This window comes from Pseudomonas sp. RC4D1, assembly GCF_018390395.1.
In the GTDB taxonomy this organism is placed as follows: Bacteria; Pseudomonadota; Gammaproteobacteria; order Pseudomonadales; family Pseudomonadaceae; genus Aquipseudomonas; species Aquipseudomonas danubii.
In genome coordinates this window covers 1,343,373-1,358,532 of sequence record NZ_JAHBAW010000002.1, presented here as the reverse complement: position 1 = coordinate 1,358,532, position 15,160 = coordinate 1,343,373, and the positions used below count along the sequence as shown (strand labels likewise).

Below are 15,160 nucleotides of genomic sequence, written 5' to 3'. Positions count from 1 at the left end.
TCTTGCATCAGTGGGCCTTGAGGTTCTTCAGCTCAACCTGGGCCGCGCCTTCGGCTGCGGTGGCGATTTGGCCAATGACCCAAGGCTGCTCGCCAGCTTCACGCAGAACGTTCAGGGCGTTTTCGACCTGGTCCTGGGCGACGCAGATGACCATGCCCACGCCACAGTTCAGTACGCGGTGCATTTCGTGTTCGTCGACGTTGCCTTGCTCTTGCAGCCAGTCGAAGACCGCCGGACGTTTCCAGCTCGCCACATCGACCACCGCCTGGGCGCCTTTTGGCAGCACGCGTGGGATGTTGTCCAGCAGGCCGCCGCCGGTAATGTGGGCCATGGCCTTGACCGCGCCGGTGTCCTTGATCAGCTTGAGCAGCGGCTTGACGTAGATGCGGGTCGGGGCCATCAGCAGGTCGGTCAGTGGCTTGCCGTCCAGCTGGATGCTTTCGATGTCGGCACCGGATACTTCGATGATCTTGCGGATCAGCGAGTAGCCGTTGGAGTGCGGGCCGGAAGACGGCAGGGCCAGCAGGGCGTCACCGGCGGCGACTTTCGAGCCGTCGATGATCTCGGCTTTTTCCACCACGCCGACGCAGAAACCGGCCAGGTCGTAGTCTTCGCCCTCGTACATGCCTGGCATTTCAGCGGTTTCGCCGCCCACCAGGGAGCAGCCGGACAGTTCGCAGCCGGCGCCGATGCCGGTCACTACCTGGGCTGCGGTGTCGACGTTGAGCTTGCCGGTGGCGTAGTAGTCGAGGAAGAACAGCGGTTCGGCGCCGCAGACCACCAGATCGTTGACACACATGGCCACCAGGTCGATGCCGATGCTGTCGTGCTTGTTCAGGTTCAGGGCCAGGCGCAGCTTGGTGCCGACGCCGTCAGTACCGGAAACCAGTACAGGCTGCTTGTAGCCGGCCGGGATTTCGCAGAGGGCGCCGAAACCGCCCAGGCCGCCCATGACTTCCGGGCGCGCAGTGCGCTTGGCGACGCTCTTGATGCGTTCGACCAATGCTTCACCGGCGTCGATGTCTACACCGGCGTCTTTGTAGCTCAGGGAGGGTTGCTTGCTCATGATCCAGGCCTTTAGGGGGGATTCAGGGGGTATCGACCGAACCAGAGAGCCTGCTGAAACACTGCAAAAGGGTTTCAGGGTGCCCAGCTGATGCCGGTCTGCGAAGGCGCGCGATTTTATCAGGCTTGAGGGGCAGCGGCCATCCTCGGGCCGACGGGTAGAGGCATATCCGGTTAAAAAAACTGCGATTGGCCGTGTTGGTGCCCCTGCCCATGCCTGTATAAGGTATAGCGCTCAAGTGGCTATCGTTATGACAGTGCGAAAACAATCGGGCGACGGGTGAATGTTTTGCCGGGGCTTGTGGTCACAGCCTTGCTCGCAGCGGTTCATGGGTACTGTTTCAATCGTTTTTTGTCGTCGGGAATCTTCCATGCGTCTGGGTAAATTTCTATTTGTGGGCTGTTTGTCATTGGTCAGCCTGGCGAGTCATGCCGAAACCCTCAATGGCTTGTATCAGGTGCGTGAGCCGGTGAGCAGCCAGTCGCCCGAAGAGCGCAACCAGGCCACCCAGCGAGCACTGGAAACCCTGGTGCTGCGTCTCACTGGTGACGCCAAGGCTGCGCAGGGTCCCGGTCTGGCAGCGATCCGCAAGGATCCGCAGCAGATCATCAGCCAGTACGGTTATGACGCCGGGCCGCCGGAAAGCTTGCAGGTGGACTTCGATCCGGTCAGTACCGATCGCGCCCTGCGTCAGGCGGGGCTGCCGTTGTGGGGAAGCAACCGGCCGTCGATCCTCGGTTGGTGGCTGAGTGACTCAACCGAAGGCTCGAGCCTGGTCGGGGATGGCCAGGCCAGTGCCGCGCCCCTGCGGCGAGCCGCTCAGCATCGTGGCCTGCCTCTGCGTTTGCCTCTTGGCGACCTGGATGAGCAGATCGTTGCGACGGCGCCGAATCTCGAAGGCGCCGATCCAGCTCCGCTGCGTGAAGCTTCTGAGCGCTATGGCGCAGATGCGCTGTTGGCGGTACATGCTCGTGAAGAGGGTGGTCAATGGCAGGCCAAGTGGCGGTTGTGGCTTGGCGATCAGAAAGAGCAAGGCACTGTTCAGGGGGCTGATACCGCCGCCCTGGCAGATGGCGTATTGCTTGCGGTGAGTCAGCGTCTGGCGCCGCGTTTCGTTACCCGTCCCGGTGTTTCCAGCGAGCAGTTGCTGGAAGTGCAGGGCATGACGCTGGAGCACTATGCCGCCTTGGGGCACCTTTTGGAGCCTTTCGGTGCGCAGTTACAGAGTATCGACGGTGACCGGGTCGTCTATCGGGTCAATGGCAGCGCGGAGCAACTGCGGGCGCAGTTGTCCCTGGCCAAGCTGCAAGAGATCCCGGCTGATGAGATGCCGGCTCCCCAGGTGTCTGTGCAAGGCGGGCAAGGCACCGCGCCGGTCGCAGCGCCTGCGACACCGGCACAGTTGCGTTTTCGTTGGTAGCAGGTTGATTTCCTTCTATATAGAAGCAGGAGTGGTTTATGGCTGATACGCGTCGTTGGGTCTGGTTGGGTGGAGTGCTCCTGGTTTGTGGGTTGGTTTACCTGCTGCACCCGATCCTGAGTCCGTTCCTGGTGGCGCTGTTGCTGGCCTATCTGTTCGACCCCTTGGTGGATCGCCTAGAAAAATGGGGGCTGTCCCGTACCTGGGGTGTGGTGGCTGTGTTTGCGCTGTTCACCCTGATCGTGATGACGCTGCTGCTGGTATTGGTGCCGATGCTGGCCAAGCAGTTGCTGCGATTGTATGAATTGGCGCCGCAAATGCTCGACTGGATGCAGCACTCGGCAATGCCCTGGGTGCAGTCCCGGCTGGGGCTGGCGGATGGCTTCTGGAAGTTCGACAAGGTCAAGGCTGCCATCAGCGAGCATATGGGGCAGACCACGGACATCGTGGGTGTGGTGCTGAGCCAGGCGACTGCTTCGGGGTTGGCGCTGATCGGCTGGTTGGCCAACCTGGTGCTGATCCCGGTGGTCAGCTTCTACCTGCTGCGGGACTGGGATCTGATGATGGCCAAGATCCGTAGCCTGTTGCCGCGCAATCGCGAGGAGCGGGTGATGTCCCTGGCGGGTGAGTGTCATGAGGTGCTGGGGGCGTTTGTCCGCGGGCAATTGCTGGTGATGCTGGCTCTGGGGGTGATCTATGCGGCAGGGCTGATGTTGGTAGGGCTCGAGCTGGGCTTGTTGATCGGCCTGATTGCCGGTTTGGCAGCGATCGTGCCGTACATGGGCTTTGTCATAGGCATTGGAGCTGCGCTGATTGCCGGTCTGTTCCAGTTTGGTGGCGACCTGTACCCGATGCTCGGCATCGTTGCGGTATTCATGGTCGGGCAGGCGCTGGAGGGGATGGTGCTGACGCCGTTGCTGGTAGGTGATCGCATTGGTCTGCATCCGGTGGCGGTAATCTTTGCCATTCTCGCGGGTGGTGAGCTGTTCGGGTTTACCGGGGTGCTGCTGGCTCTGCCGGTGGCGGCGGTGATCATGGTGCTCGTACGCCATGTGCATGACCTGTACAAGGACTCGGACATCTACAGTGGTGCTGAAGACCCCGAACTGTAGGCGGGCAAAAGGCTCGACGAGCAGGGGCGCCCCGGGCGGGCGCCCATCCATGACTGTCCATCTGCTGCTGTCCGGGTTGTCAAAGAATCCCCTTTGCCCCGTTTCGGCTGACGCAAACCTTTGATTTTGCTTGTGGTCTGCTGCATTGTGCGCTCGGCGTCACGGGTATAAACTTTGCAAACTTTACACAGAGGCCACTAACGGTTCCTTTGGAACTGTTCAGTCAGCATGAAACCGATTCAGCTGCCCCTAGGTGTGCGTCTGCGTGATGACGCCACCTTCATCAACTACTACCCAGGCGCCAATGCCGCTGCACTCGGCTACGTCGAGCGCCTATGCGAAGCCGACGCCGGTTGGACCGAAAGCCTGATCTACCTCTGGGGCAAGGACGGCGTAGGCCGTACGCACTTGCTGCAGGCGGCGTGTTTGCGTTTCGAGCAGTTGGGGGAGCCTGCGGTTTACCTGCCGCTGGCAGAGTTGCTGGATCGTGGTATCGAGATTCTCGACAATCTTGAGCAGTACGAATTGGTTTGCCTGGATGATCTGCAGGCGGTGGCCGGCAAGGCCGATTGGGAAGAGGCACTGTTCCATCTGTTCAATCGCTTGCGTGACAGTGGTCGACGCTTGCTGATCGCGGCCTCGACCTCGCCCCGGGAGTTGCCGGTGAAACTGGCGGACTTGAAGTCCCGTCTGACCCTGGCGCTGATATTCCAGATGCGTCCGCTCTCTGATGAAGATAAATTGCGTGCCCTGCAACTGCGTGCGTCCCGTCGTGGGCTGCATCTGACCGATGAAGTCGGGCATTTTATTCTGACTCGCGGGACTCGCAGCATGAGTGCACTTTTCGAGTTGCTCGAGCGTCTTGATCAGGCCTCATTGCAAGCTCAGCGCAAGCTGACCATTCCTTTCCTGAAAGAGACTCTGGGCTGGTAAAACCAAGGCCTGCAGCGCTTCGCTGGAAGGCGTTCGGCATATTTCAGGCGTCAGAAAACGCACCTTTGGAAGGGTTTCCAGAGGCGGGCGGACTTAAAATGGGCTTAAAGCCTTAGATGTACGAAAGAAACTCATAAGTCACATTCTGATCGATTGAATTTGCAAATGAGGGCGATAGAAGGCATAGTCGCGTCTTCTTTTATTTCAAGCCACGGTCGTGCCCATGCTAAATCGCTTCGCACCCCTCGTGCCTCTCGCACTCGTTACCCTGTTGTTTGGTTGCGCTTCTCACACCCCTGTGTCTCAGCAGCAACCCGTGCAACAGGCTCAAGTCTCCGCAAAAAACCAGTCTTCCGCTGTTTACCAGGAAGAGCTGGCAACTGAAAAGGAACTGGCAGAGTTCTCTGACAGCAAGCCTTACCAGTTGCCAGTTCTGGCTGACAGCATCCTTGAGCGCGGCATGTCCCTGATCGGTACCCGTTATCGTTTCGGCGGTACCTCGGAAGCCGGCTTCGATTGCAGCGGTTTCATTGGTTATCTGTTTCGCGAAGAGGCGGGCATGAACCTGCCGCGCTCCACTCGCGAAATGATCAACGTCAAGGCTCCTCTGGTAGCGCGTAATAACCTCAAGCCGGGTGATCTGCTGTTCTTCAGCACCAACGGTCGCGGGCGCGTCAGTCACGCCGGTATCTATCTGGGGGATGATCAGTTCATCCACTCCAGCAGCCGTCGCAGTGGCGGCGTGCGAGTAGATAGCCTGGGTGACAGCTATTGGAGCAAGACCTTCATCGAAGCCAAGCGAGCCCTCGCCATGGCACCGACCGTGGTCACTGCACGTAAATAAGCAGACTGTTTGTAGGGCGAAGTTAAAGTCTTACTTGAAGTTTGGCGTGTAGGCGCTAGAATCCTGATCTATTGTTGAAACTAACCGCGTAAGCCCTGCTTACGCGGTTTTGTTTTCAGTACCACGGCAGAGAAAGCCGCATCCCGATCAGGATTGTTCAGCTTATGTCGACCTCGGCCCGTTTCGCGCTTATTGCCCTCGCTGCACTGCTCAGTGCTTGCGCCAGTCGTACACCGCCTCCGGCGCCTGTGGTACGTGCTCCGGTATTCAATTCCTCCCAGGCCTTTTCTCCGGTTGCCGAAGACGTGCTGTTTCGCGCCTTGGGTCTGGTAGGCACGCCCTATCGCTGGGGTGGCAATACACCGGACTCCGGATTCGATTGCAGCGGTTTGATTGGTTATGTCTACCGTGATGCGGCGGGTATTTCCTTGCCGCGCTCGACTCGGGAAATGATCGGCATGCAGGCGCCGGATGTGGGCAAGAATGCCTTGCAGACCGGTGACCTGATCTTCTTCGCCACCAATGGCGGTTCTCAGGTCAGCCATGCCGGGATCTATGTTGGCGAAGGGCGTTTCGTGCACGCCCCGGCCACAGGTGGCACCGTGAAGCTCGACAGTCTGTCCAAAGCCTATTGGCAGAAGGCCTACCTGAGCGCCAAGCGTGTACTGCAGCCGGAACATCTGGCGCACAATCCATAACCCTTCTCCGGTCGAGGTGCTCGTGACTGCTCGTACCCTCAACCTCGACGATGCCCTTTATCAGTACCTGCTGGACGTTTCACTGCGTGAGACGCCCTTATTGCGTCGTTTGCGTGACGAAACCCAGGCGCTGCCCAATGCGCGCTGGCAGGTGGCGCCGGAGCAGGGGCAGTTCCTTGCGCTGCTGATCAAGCTGATCGGTGCTCGCCGCATCCTCGAGGTCGGGACCTTCACCGGCTATAGCGCCTTGTGCATGGCCCAGGCGCTGCCCGACGATGGTTTGTTGATCTGTTGTGATATTCCCGGCGATTACAATGCAACCGCCTGTCGTTACTGGAAGGATGCGGGAGTCGACCAGCGTATTGACCTGCGCCTGGCGCCCGCGCTGCAGACCCTGGCTGGCCTGGAGCAGGCGGGCCAGCTTGAGTCTTTCGATCTGATCTTTATCGATGCGGACAAGGCCAATTATCCGGCCTATCTGGAGTTTGCCCTGCGTTTGCTGCGAGTTGGGGGCCTGGTGGTGTTCGACAACACGCTATGGAGCGGGCGAGTGCTGGAGGCGAATGCCGCCAGTGAGGATACCCGAGCCATCCAGGCGCTCAATCGCGCCTTGAAGGATGACTCGCGCATCGACCTGTCGCTGCTGCCCCTGGGGGATGGCCTGACCCTGTGCCGCAAGCGCTGAACTCAGGGCGCTTTGGCGGCGGATACCCGCCAGATCTTGTTGCCGACGTCATCGGCGACCAATAGACCCCCTTGCTGATCGATGACTACCCCGACCGGGCGTCCCAGGGCTTTTTCATCGGCATTGAGAAAGCCGCTGAGTACGTCGATCGGTTGTCCTTGGGGTTTGCCTGCACGGAAAGGCACGAATATCACCTTGTAGCCGCTGTGGGGCTTGCGGTTCCAGGAGCCGTGCTGGCCGATGAAGGCACCTTCGGTAAAGGGCGCGGGAAGTTTGCTGCCTTCGGCGAAGGTCAGGCCCAGTGAAGCCGTATGTGGGCCCACGGCATAATCCGGGGCGATTGCCTTGCTCACCTGTTCGAGGTTTTGTGGCTTGACCCGCACGTCCACGTGTTGCCCGTAGTAACTGAAGGGCCAGCCATAAAAAGCCCCGTCCTTGACCGAGGTGATGTAGTCCGGAACCAGATCGCTGCCAATCTCGTCGCGCTCATTGACAGCGGTCCATAGCGCTCCACTGACCGGCTCCCAGGCCAGGCCGTTGGGGTTGCGCAGGCCGGTGGCGAACAGGCGATGCTTGCCGCTGGCTCGATCCACTTCCCAGATGGCTGCACGGCCCTCTTCTTTATCCAGGCCATTTTCCCCAACGTTACTGTTCGAGCCGACGGTGACATACAGCTTGCTTGCGTCCTTGCTGGCGATGACGTTCTTGGTCCAGTGGTGGTTGAGGGTGCCGCCGGGGAGGTCGAGCACCTTGGTGGGAGCTGCGCTGATGTGGGTGTCACCGTTCTGATAGGGGAAGCGCAGCAGCTTGTCGGTGTCCGCTACATACAGATCGTTGCCCACCAGGGTCATGCCGAAGGGTGAGTTGAGGTTCTCCAGGAACAGGCTGCGGGTTTCTGCTACGCCGTCGTGATCCTGGTCCCGCAACAGGGTAATGCGATTGGCGCTGGGCACGGTTGCGCCGGCGCGGCCCATCACTTTTCCGGCGATCCAGCCGCGAATGCCCTGGCTGTCATCCGGCTTGGGCGGTGCATTGGTTTCAGCTACCAATACATCGCCATTGGGTAATACATACAGCCAGCGTGGGTGGTCGAGGTTTTCGGCGAAGGCGGCAACCTGTGTGCCGGCTGCTGCCGTGGGTTTTGCGCCCTGTGGCCAGCCGATGGCGGGGGCAATATTGACCGTGGGGATCAGCGTGGGATTGGGCTGCGGCAGTTTGGGGTTCGGTCCGGTGCCGTCCGAGACTTGCAGGCTTGAGGTTTCGCCGCAGGCGGTGAGGCCGGCGGCGATAGCGATAAGCAAGGTGTGTTGAAGCTTGAGCATGCTGATTTCCCTATGAGTGCACGAACGTCGTAGTCATAGAGGAGCATAGCCAGTCGATGGTTCCGCCTGATCAGCGGGCCTCCTTGAACAGTACGGCAATCCCAGGATGGTAGTGGCCGCTTTCGTTATGCAGCTTGCGGTAGGCGTAGGGGAAGTACCAGGCTACGGCGCAGCAGTGCTCCTTTTGCAGTTCGTCCAGCATGTCCTGAAGTTCTTCGGGAGAGGCGCTGTGCTGGGCTTTTTGCGGGGCGACAAACAGGCAGCCAAGCCTCAGGTCGCTGGGGTAGCTGATCTTTCTGGCATCACTGGCAATGTCCAGCAATGGCTGGGTCAGGTGCAGGCTGTTGACTCGCGGCCAGCGCTGGGTGGTCTGGATATAGGCGCGTTCGTCCTTGGTGGCCAGGTACAGGTCGGTACGAGCGTTGCGGGCGCCGTCTTCCTGTTGCTTCTTGCTGGGGCTGTGTTCCAGGCTGATCATCTCCGCCATCCAGGCAGCCGCGGAAAGTAATCCCAGGTTGGCCTTTTCATCGAACCAGTACGGGGTTTCGCTATCGCCGCGGACTGCGTTGTAGCGGTCAATGCAATCGAACCAGCGTTCCAGCATCGGGCGCAGGAATTCCAGCTTTGGATTGCTGATGATCATGCCTTGCATCGAGCTCACTCCTTATTGTTGTGCGGCAGGACCTTGGGCCCTGAATTATGGCTTTTTGATATCACTGCTCTGAGTGTGGCACAAGATTGGCGTCAGTTTGTTGATGCAGTGCAGTTTTGTGTGGTGTGCGACGGCTGGCTTTAATTGACGCTCCACCCCCAACCCTCTAACCTTCGCGACTTGTTTCAGGTGCTCTGTGGCCCACGGTCGACAGAGTGAAACAGGGAAGCCGGTCAGGGCCTGTTCCAGCGATGGAGACGGCAACGAATCCGGCGCTGCCCCCGCAACGGTAGATGAGTCAAGGCTGTGCCACATGCCACTGTGTCGATGACATGGGAAGGCGCGCAGCCCGGCAGCGATGCCCCTCATGAGCCCGGAGACCGGCCTGATCCATCCAACGGCATCACGGTGGGCGATGCCAGGCTAGCGCCGTCTCTTTCTTTTCCTGCCCGCCGTTCCCCAGCCCCAACGGAGAGCTGCCCCATGAGTGAATCCCCCGATCGTGACGAGCGCCATCTGGCGCGCATGTTGCGCAAGAAAGCCGTGATCGACGAGCGCATCGCCAACTCGCCCAACGAATGTGGTCTGTTGCTGGTGCTGACTGGCAATGGCAAGGGCAAGAGCAGTTCGGCCTTCGGCATGCTGGCGCGGTCCATGGGCCACGGTATGCAGTGCGGTGTGGTGCAGTTCATCAAGGGCCGTAACAGCACCGGGGAAGAGTTGTTCTTCCGGCGTTTTCCAGAGCAGGTGCGGTTTCACGTGATGGGTGAGGGCTTCACCTGGGAGACCCAGGATCGCCAGCGCGACATTGCTGCGGCCGAAGCGGCCTGGGCCGTATCCAGGGAGCTGTTGAGCGACCCGGAGATTGGTCTTGTAGTACTCGACGAGTTGAACATCGCGCTCAAGCACGGCTACCTGGATCTGGACCAGGTGCTCAGTGATCTGCAGGCTCGGCCACCCATGCAGCATGTGGTGGTGACCGGCCGCGGCGCCAAGCCGGAGATGATCGAGCTGGCAGATACCGTCACTGAAATGGGCATGGTCAAGCATGCGTTCCAGGCCGGTATCAAGGCGCAGAAAGGTGTTGAGCTGTGAGTGTGAATTCATGACCGATGTTCGTCATTGCCCGGCGGTATTGATCGCCGCACCGGCTTCTGGCCAGGGCAAGACCACCGTGACCGCGGCACTGGCCCGCCTGCACCGCAACCAGGGGCGCAAGGTGCGGGTATTCAAGTGCGGTCCGGATTTTCTCGACCCAATGATTCTTGAGCGAGCCAGCGGTGCTCCGGTGTACCAGCTGGATATGTGGATGGTCGGGGAGCAGGAAAGCCGTCGCTTGCTGTGGGAGGCTGCGGGCGAAGCAGACCTGATCCTGATCGAAGGGGTCATGGGGCTGTTCGATGGCACGCCCTCCAGTGCCGATCTGGCGCGGCATTTCGGCGTCCCGGTGCTGGGGGTGATCGATGGTACCGCCATGGCCCAGACCTTTGGTGCGCTGGCCCTGGGACTGGCCCGCTATCAGCCGGACCTGCCGTTCGCCGGGGTGCTGGCCAATCGGGTAGGCACCTTGCGTCACGCGCAGTTGCTCGAAGGAAGCCTCACCGAGGGATTGCGCTGGTACGGTGCCTTGTCCCGGGAGACTGACATCGAGTTGCCCAGCCGCCACTTGGGGCTGGTACAGGCCAGCGAGCTGAATGATCTGGACCTGCGTCTTGATGCTGCCGCTGAAGCCCTGGCCGGCAGTTGCCAAGTGGCGCTGCCGCCGGCAGTGAGCTTTGCCGCACCAACGCCGGTGCCCTGCGAGCCTTTGCTTGCGGGTGTGCGAATCGCTGTGGCGCGGGATGAGGCGTTTGCCTTTACCTACGGTGCCAGCCTGGATCTGTTGCGGGCCATGGGCGCGCAGTTGAGCTTCTTCTCGCCGATTCATGACACTGAGCTGCCGGAGGCGGACAGTCTGTATCTGCCCGGTGGATACCCTGAATTGCACCACCAGGCACTGGCGCAAAACACCGCGATGCTGGGTGCCATTCGTGCCCATCATGGTGCGGGCAAGCCGTTGCTCGCGGAGTGTGGCGGCATGTTGTACTTGCTGGACTCCCTGACTGACGTCGAAGGGCAGCGTGCCAATCTCTTGGGGCTGCTACCCGGTGATGCCGTGATGCAAAAGCGCCTCGCGGCCCTGGCCTTGCAAGCGGTGGAGTTACCGGAAGGCAGCTTGCGTGGTCACACCTATCATCATTCCCTGACCAGCACGCAACTCGAGCCGATTGCCCGCGGCATCAGCCCCAACGGTGGCCGTGGTGCGGAAGCGGTGTATCGCGATGGGCGGATGACTGCCTCCTATGTGCACTTTTATTTTCCGTCCAACCCGGCGGCGGTGGCGGCTTTGTTCGTGCCAGCTCGCGCTGGCAAGCCAACGCCTGTAGAGGATGCGGTAGGTGAGTGAGCAGGATTTTTCTACGGCGGAGCGTGAGGCGGTTTATCGCGCCATTGCCGAGCGCCGGGATATGCGTCACTTCGCCGGTGGCAGTGTCGCGCCCGAGCTGCTGCGGCGTTTGCTGGAGGCGGCGCATCAGGCACCCAGCGTGGGGTTGATGCAACCCTGGCGTTTTATCCGTATCAGCGATCGCCCGTTACGTGGACGAATCCAGCAGTTGGTGGAGGAGGAGCGGGTGCGCACTGCCGAGGCCTTGGGAGAGCGTTCCGCCGAGTTCATGAAACTCAAGGTTGAAGGCATCAATGACTGTGCCGAGGTGCTGGTGGCGGCGTTGATGGATGGGCGTGAGCGGCATGTCTTTGGTCGGCGCACTCTGCCGGAAATGGACCTGGCTTCGCTGTCCTGTGCCATTCAGAACCTCTGGCTGGCGGCGCGCAGCGAAGGCCTGGGCATGGGCTGGGTTTCGCTGTTCGAGCCCCAGGCCCTGGCCGACCTGCTGGGATTGCCCGCCGGTGCCAAACCCTTGGCTGTGTTGTGTCTGGGGCCGGTTACCGAGTTCTATCCGGCGCCGATGCTGGCGCTGCAGGGGTGGGCGCAACCCCGGCCATTGAGTGAGTTGCTGTATGAGAATTACTGGGGAGTGAGTCAATGAGTGTGGCGTTGCTGAGTGTCGCCGGGGTGGCGCTGGATGCGCTGCTGGGCGAACCCAAGCGCAGGCATCCGCTGGTGGCCTTTGGCCGTATGGCGGATCGTATCGAGCAACGTTTCAACGCCGCCGGCCGAGGCTGGCGCAGTCATGGGGTCACCGCCTGGGTACTGGCGGTGCTGCCCTTGACCCTGTTGGCCACGGCCCTGTCCTGGCTGCCCTACATTGGTTGGGTGGTGGAGATCATTGCACTGTATTGCGCCCTGGGCCTGCGCAGCCTCGGCGAGCACGTTGCGCCGGTGGCTCAGGCTTTGCGCAGTGAAGACCTGGATGAAGCCCGGCGTCGGGTCGGTTTTCTGGTGAGCCGTCAGACCAGTGAACTGGACGCCACCGAAGTGGCGCGGGCAGCCACTGAATCGGTGCTGGAAAACGGCAGCGATGCCGTGTTCGCCGCCTTGTTCTGGTTTGCCGTGGCCGGTGCGCCGGGGGTGGTGCTCTATCGCCTGAGCAACACCCTGGATGCAATGTGGGGCTATCGCAACGAGCGTTTTGAGCGTTTCGGCTGGGCGGCGGCGCGAATCGACGACCTGCTCAACTATATTCCTGCGCGCCTGGTGGCCCTGACCTATGCCTTGCTGGGCAAGACCCGCCTGGCGCTCAAATGCTGGTGGCGCCAGGGGCCGACCTGGGACAGCCCCAATGCCGGTCCGGTGATGGCGGCTGGAGCGGGCGCCCTGGGGGTCGAGTTGGGCGGCGCAGCGATTTATCACGGTGAGTTGCACCAGCGTCCGCAACTGGGCGAAGGCGAGCCGGCGAGTGCCGACTCCATCGATCGCGGTTGGCAGTTGGTGCAGCGGGGTGTCTGGCTGTGGTTGTTGATTTTGTGCCTGGGGGCTGAATTCTATGCTTGAGCACGGCGGAAGGTTGCGCAAGGCGGCCCAGGAACACGGGATCGCCGAAGAGGCCTGGCTGGATCTGTCCAGCGGATTGGCGCCCTGGCCATTTCCCTTGCCGACCATTCCCCTGCGTGCCTGGGCACGTCTGCCGGAAACCGATGATGGCCTGGAACAGGCGGCCTGCGCCTACTACGGCGCGACTGAGGTGCTGCCGGTGGCCGGTTCCCAGGCGGCAATCCAATTGCTGCCGCGGCTGCGGCGGGCGGGCAAGGTCGGGGTCTTGTCACCCTGTTATGCCGAACACGCCGAGGCCTGGCGGCGCAGTGGCTACCGGGTGCGTGAAGTGCTGGAGCAGGAAGTGGATTTCTTTCTCGACAGCCTCGATGTGCTGGTGGTGGTCAACCCCAACAACCCCACCGGTTTGAGCCTCACGCCCGAGCGCCTGCTGGATTGGCATGCCCGCTTGGCCCAGCGCGGTGGTTGGTTGGTGGTGGATGAAGCTTTCATGGATAACACCCCGCAACTGAGTCTGGCCCGGCATGCCCATCAGGTGGGGCTGATTGTCCTGCGTTCATTCGGCAAGTTCTTCGGGCTGGCAGGCGTACGCCTGGGCTTTGTCCTGGCCGAGCGCCGGTTGCTCAGGCTGTTGGCGGAGCAGGTTGGCCCTTGGGCGGTCAGCGGGCCGACCCGGGTGCTGGGGCAGGCTTGCCTGCGGGATGTCGAGGGGCATGCCCGGCAACGTCTGCGCAGTGAAGAGGCCAGCGAGCGCTTGAGTGAAGTTCTTGCGCGCTACGGCTTCAAGCCTCAGGGCGGCTGTGCGCTGTTCCAGTGGCTGATCACCGCCGAGGCCGAGCGGCTTTATCAATTCATGGCGCGGCGCGGCATTCTCCTGCGGCTGTTCGCCCACAACAGCAGTCTGCGCTTCGGCCTGCCTGCCGACGATGCCGATTGGGTGCGCCTGGAACAGGCGCTGCAGGCTTATCGCAAGGACTATCCATGAGCACGCTGATGGTACAGGGCACCACCTCGGATGCCGGCAAGAGCACGCTGGTGACCGCGCTGTGTCGCTGGTTGCTGCGCCGGGGCGTCAGCGTGGTGCCGTTCAAGCCGCAGAACATGGCGCTCAACAGTGCGGTGACCGCCGACGGTGGCGAGATCGGACGGGCCCAGGCGGTCCAGGCCCAGGCGGCCAACCTGGCGCCCCACACCGATATGAACCCGGTGCTGCTCAAGCCCAACAGCGACACCGGCTCCCAGGTGATCATTCACGGCCGGGCCGTCACCACCATGAATGCCGTGGCCTATCACGACTACAAGGCCATAGCGATGCAGGCGGTTCTGGCTTCTCATGAGCGTCTGCGAGGCGCTTATGACGTGGTGATGGTGGAAGGGGCCGGCTCTCCGGCCGAGATCAATCTACGGGCTGGCGACATCGCCAACATGGGGTTTGCCGAAGCGGTGGACTGTCCGGTGCTGCTGATTGCCGATATCAATCGTGGCGGGGTGTTCGCCCATCTGGTGGGGACTCTGGAGCTGCTTTCGCCCAGCGAGCAGGCGCGGGTCAAGGGCTTCATCATCAATCGTTTTCGTGGCGACCTGGCGCTTTTGCAGCCGGGCCTGGACTGGCTGGAGGCCCGTACCGGCAAGCCGGTGATTGGCGTGCTGCCCTATGTCATGGACCTGCATCTGGAGGCGGAGGACGGCATCGACCAGCGCCAGGCCGGCAAGGTCGAGCAAGTGCTGAAGGTGGTGGTGCCGGTGCTGCCGCGCATCAGCAATCACACGGATTTCGATCCGTTGCGCCTGCATCCTCAGGTGGACTTGCAGTTCATCGGCCCCGGGCAGGTGATTCCCGCCGCCGACCTGATCATTCTTCCCGGCTCGAAAAGCGTACGCGGCGATCTGGCCTATCTGCGAGCCAACGGCTGGGATCGGGCCATCGACCGGCACCTGCGTTATGGCGGCAAGCTGCTGGGGATCTGTGGTGGTCTGCAGATGCTCGGCAAGCAGTTGCACGACCCACTGGGTCTGGAGGGCGCGGCGGGCTCCAGCCCGGGCCTGGGCTTGCTGGATTTTGAGACCGTGCTCGAAGCAGAGAAGCAGCTGCGTAACGTCAGCGGCAACCTGACCCTGGAGAATGCGCCGGTCAGTGGTTATGAAATTCACGCCGGCGTCACTCGCGGCCCGGCCCTGGAGCAGCCTGCGGTGCAGTTGGAGGACGGTCGCAGCGATGGCGCTTGCAGCGTCGATGGGCAGATCCTCGGCACCTATCTGCATGGTCTGTTCGAGACTCCGGCAGCCTGTGGTGCGCTGTTGCGCTGGGCGGGGCTGCAGGATGTGCAGGAGGTGGATTATCACGCCTTGCGCGAACGCGATATCGAGCGTCTGGCGGATCTGGTGGAGCGTCATCTGGATACCGCCGCGCTGCTCAAGCTCTGTGGCCTGTAAG

General features: G+C 61.5%; 15 protein-coding genes and 1 riboswitch. Of the genes, 12 read left to right on the top strand and 3 right to left on the bottom strand.

The window, feature by feature from the left end:
- Positions 1-7: 7 nt before the first annotated feature.
- Entirely contained in the window at positions 8-1,066 is a 1,059-nt protein-coding gene (gene purM / locus KHO49_RS21760; RefSeq protein ID WP_102860743.1) for a phosphoribosylformylglycinamidine cyclo-ligase, read from the bottom strand.
- A 370-nt stretch (positions 1,067-1,436) separates the two neighbouring features.
- On the opposite strand from purM, the gene KHO49_RS21755 reads away from it, so the two are divergent.
- The 6 genes from KHO49_RS21755 to KHO49_RS21730 all read left to right on the top strand — a co-directional run bounded on the left by KHO49_RS21755 (position 1,437) and on the right by KHO49_RS21730 (position 6,758).
- Positions 1,437-2,486, top strand: a complete 1,050-nt coding sequence (locus KHO49_RS21755; protein WP_123394141.1) for a DUF2066 domain-containing protein — start codon at positions 1,437-1,439, stop codon at positions 2,484-2,486.
- Between the two features lie 38 nt (positions 2,487-2,524).
- Positions 2,525-3,598, top strand: a complete 1,074-nt coding sequence (locus tag KHO49_RS21750; RefSeq protein WP_102860745.1) for an AI-2E family transporter — start codon at positions 2,525-2,527, stop codon at positions 3,596-3,598.
- A gap of 228 nt (positions 3,599-3,826) precedes the next feature.
- Positions 3,827-4,531 carry a DnaA regulatory inactivator Hda gene (gene hda, locus KHO49_RS21745; protein ID WP_007898944.1) on the top strand — a complete coding sequence of 235 codons (705 nt, stop codon included), beginning with the start codon at positions 3,827-3,829 and terminating at the stop codon, positions 4,529-4,531.
- A gap of 223 nt (positions 4,532-4,754) precedes the next feature.
- A complete protein-coding gene (locus tag KHO49_RS21740; RefSeq protein ID WP_102860746.1) occupies positions 4,755-5,375 on the top strand; it encodes a C40 family peptidase in 621 nt (206 codons plus the stop codon).
- A 164-nt stretch (positions 5,376-5,539) separates the two neighbouring features.
- Complete coding sequence (locus tag KHO49_RS21735; RefSeq protein ID WP_092311761.1) at positions 5,540-6,073, top strand: C40 family peptidase; 534 nt, start codon at positions 5,540-5,542, stop codon at positions 6,071-6,073.
- Between the two features lie 22 nt (positions 6,074-6,095).
- Positions 6,096-6,758, top strand: coding sequence for a class I SAM-dependent methyltransferase (locus KHO49_RS21730; protein ID WP_123394143.1), 663 nt, complete (start codon positions 6,096-6,098; stop codon positions 6,756-6,758).
- A 2-nt stretch (positions 6,759-6,760) separates the two neighbouring features.
- On the opposite strand, the gene KHO49_RS21725 is transcribed toward KHO49_RS21730, so the two are convergent.
- Entirely contained in the window at positions 6,761-8,080 is a 1,320-nt protein-coding gene (locus KHO49_RS21725) for a PQQ-dependent sugar dehydrogenase (RefSeq protein WP_213665811.1), read from the bottom strand.
- 70 nt (positions 8,081-8,150) lie between these two features.
- Entirely contained in the window at positions 8,151-8,732 is a 582-nt protein-coding gene (locus tag KHO49_RS21720) for a hypothetical protein (protein ID WP_102880553.1), read from the bottom strand.
- A gap of 170 nt (positions 8,733-8,902) precedes the next feature.
- A riboswitch (cobalamin riboswitch) is annotated at positions 8,903-9,135 on the top strand.
- Between the two features lie 80 nt (positions 9,136-9,215).
- Between KHO49_RS21720 and cobO the strand changes: the two genes are divergently transcribed.
- From cobO to KHO49_RS21690, 6 genes are read left to right on the top strand one after another with little or no spacing between them, the layout of a single operon-like run.
- On the top strand, positions 9,216-9,827 hold the full coding sequence (gene cobO / locus KHO49_RS21715; RefSeq protein WP_102860750.1) for a cob(I)yrinic acid a,c-diamide adenosyltransferase: 612 nt from the start codon (positions 9,216-9,218) through the stop codon (positions 9,825-9,827).
- 10 nt (positions 9,828-9,837) lie between these two features.
- The gene (locus KHO49_RS21710; RefSeq protein WP_102880551.1) at positions 9,838-11,178 is read left to right on the top strand and encodes a cobyrinic acid a,c-diamide synthase CobB; all 1,341 of its coding nucleotides are present in this window, start codon (positions 9,838-9,840) and stop codon (positions 11,176-11,178) included.
- A complete protein-coding gene (bluB, locus tag KHO49_RS21705) occupies positions 11,171-11,821 on the top strand; it encodes a 5,6-dimethylbenzimidazole synthase (protein ID WP_213665810.1) in 651 nt (216 codons plus the stop codon). The genes KHO49_RS21710 and bluB overlap by 8 nt, the downstream gene beginning before the upstream one ends.
- Positions 11,818-12,726 (top strand): adenosylcobinamide-phosphate synthase CbiB, encoded by a 909-nt coding sequence (cbiB, locus tag KHO49_RS21700; RefSeq protein WP_110594693.1) that lies wholly within the window; start codon positions 11,818-11,820, stop codon positions 12,724-12,726. The genes bluB and cbiB overlap by 4 nt, the downstream gene beginning before the upstream one ends.
- Positions 12,719-13,711, top strand: a complete 993-nt coding sequence (gene cobD / locus KHO49_RS21695) for a threonine-phosphate decarboxylase CobD (RefSeq protein WP_213665809.1) — start codon at positions 12,719-12,721, stop codon at positions 13,709-13,711. Before cbiB ends, cobD begins: the two co-directional genes overlap by 8 nt.
- Positions 13,708-15,159: a cobyric acid synthase gene (locus KHO49_RS21690; RefSeq protein ID WP_110594690.1), complete on the top strand. Its 1,452-nt coding sequence runs from the start codon at positions 13,708-13,710 to the stop codon at positions 15,157-15,159. The genes cobD and KHO49_RS21690 overlap by 4 nt, the downstream gene beginning before the upstream one ends.
- Position 15,160 lies beyond the last annotated feature (1 nt).

Bases quoted from the DNA above. Each gene is read 5' to 3' on its own strand.
- purM (WP_102860743.1), bottom strand. From the start codon at position 1,066: ATGAGCAAGCAACCCTCCCTGAGCTACAAAGACGCCGGTGTAGACATC.
- KHO49_RS21755 (WP_123394141.1), top strand. From the start codon at position 1,437: ATGCGTCTGGGTAAATTTCTATTTGTGGGCTGTTTGTCATTGGTCAGC.
- KHO49_RS21750 (WP_102860745.1), top strand. From the start codon at position 2,525: ATGGCTGATACGCGTCGTTGGGTCTGGTTGGGTGGAGTGCTCCTGGTT.
- hda (WP_007898944.1), top strand. From the start codon at position 3,827: ATGAAACCGATTCAGCTGCCCCTAGGTGTGCGTCTGCGTGATGACGCC.
- KHO49_RS21740 (WP_102860746.1), top strand. From the start codon at position 4,755: ATGCTAAATCGCTTCGCACCCCTCGTGCCTCTCGCACTCGTTACCCTG.
- KHO49_RS21735 (WP_092311761.1), top strand. From the start codon at position 5,540: ATGTCGACCTCGGCCCGTTTCGCGCTTATTGCCCTCGCTGCACTGCTC.
- KHO49_RS21725 (WP_213665811.1), bottom strand. From the start codon at position 8,080: ATGCTCAAGCTTCAACACACCTTGCTTATCGCTATCGCCGCCGGCCTC.
- KHO49_RS21720 (WP_102880553.1), bottom strand. From the start codon at position 8,732: ATGCAAGGCATGATCATCAGCAATCCAAAGCTGGAATTCCTGCGCCCG.
- cobO (WP_102860750.1), top strand. From the start codon at position 9,216: ATGAGTGAATCCCCCGATCGTGACGAGCGCCATCTGGCGCGCATGTTG.
- KHO49_RS21710 (WP_102880551.1), top strand. From the start codon at position 9,838: ATGACCGATGTTCGTCATTGCCCGGCGGTATTGATCGCCGCACCGGCT.
- cbiB (WP_110594693.1), top strand. From the start codon at position 11,818: ATGAGTGTGGCGTTGCTGAGTGTCGCCGGGGTGGCGCTGGATGCGCTG.
- cobD (WP_213665809.1), top strand. From the start codon at position 12,719: ATGCTTGAGCACGGCGGAAGGTTGCGCAAGGCGGCCCAGGAACACGGG.
- KHO49_RS21690 (WP_110594690.1), top strand. From the start codon at position 13,708: ATGAGCACGCTGATGGTACAGGGCACCACCTCGGATGCCGGCAAGAGC.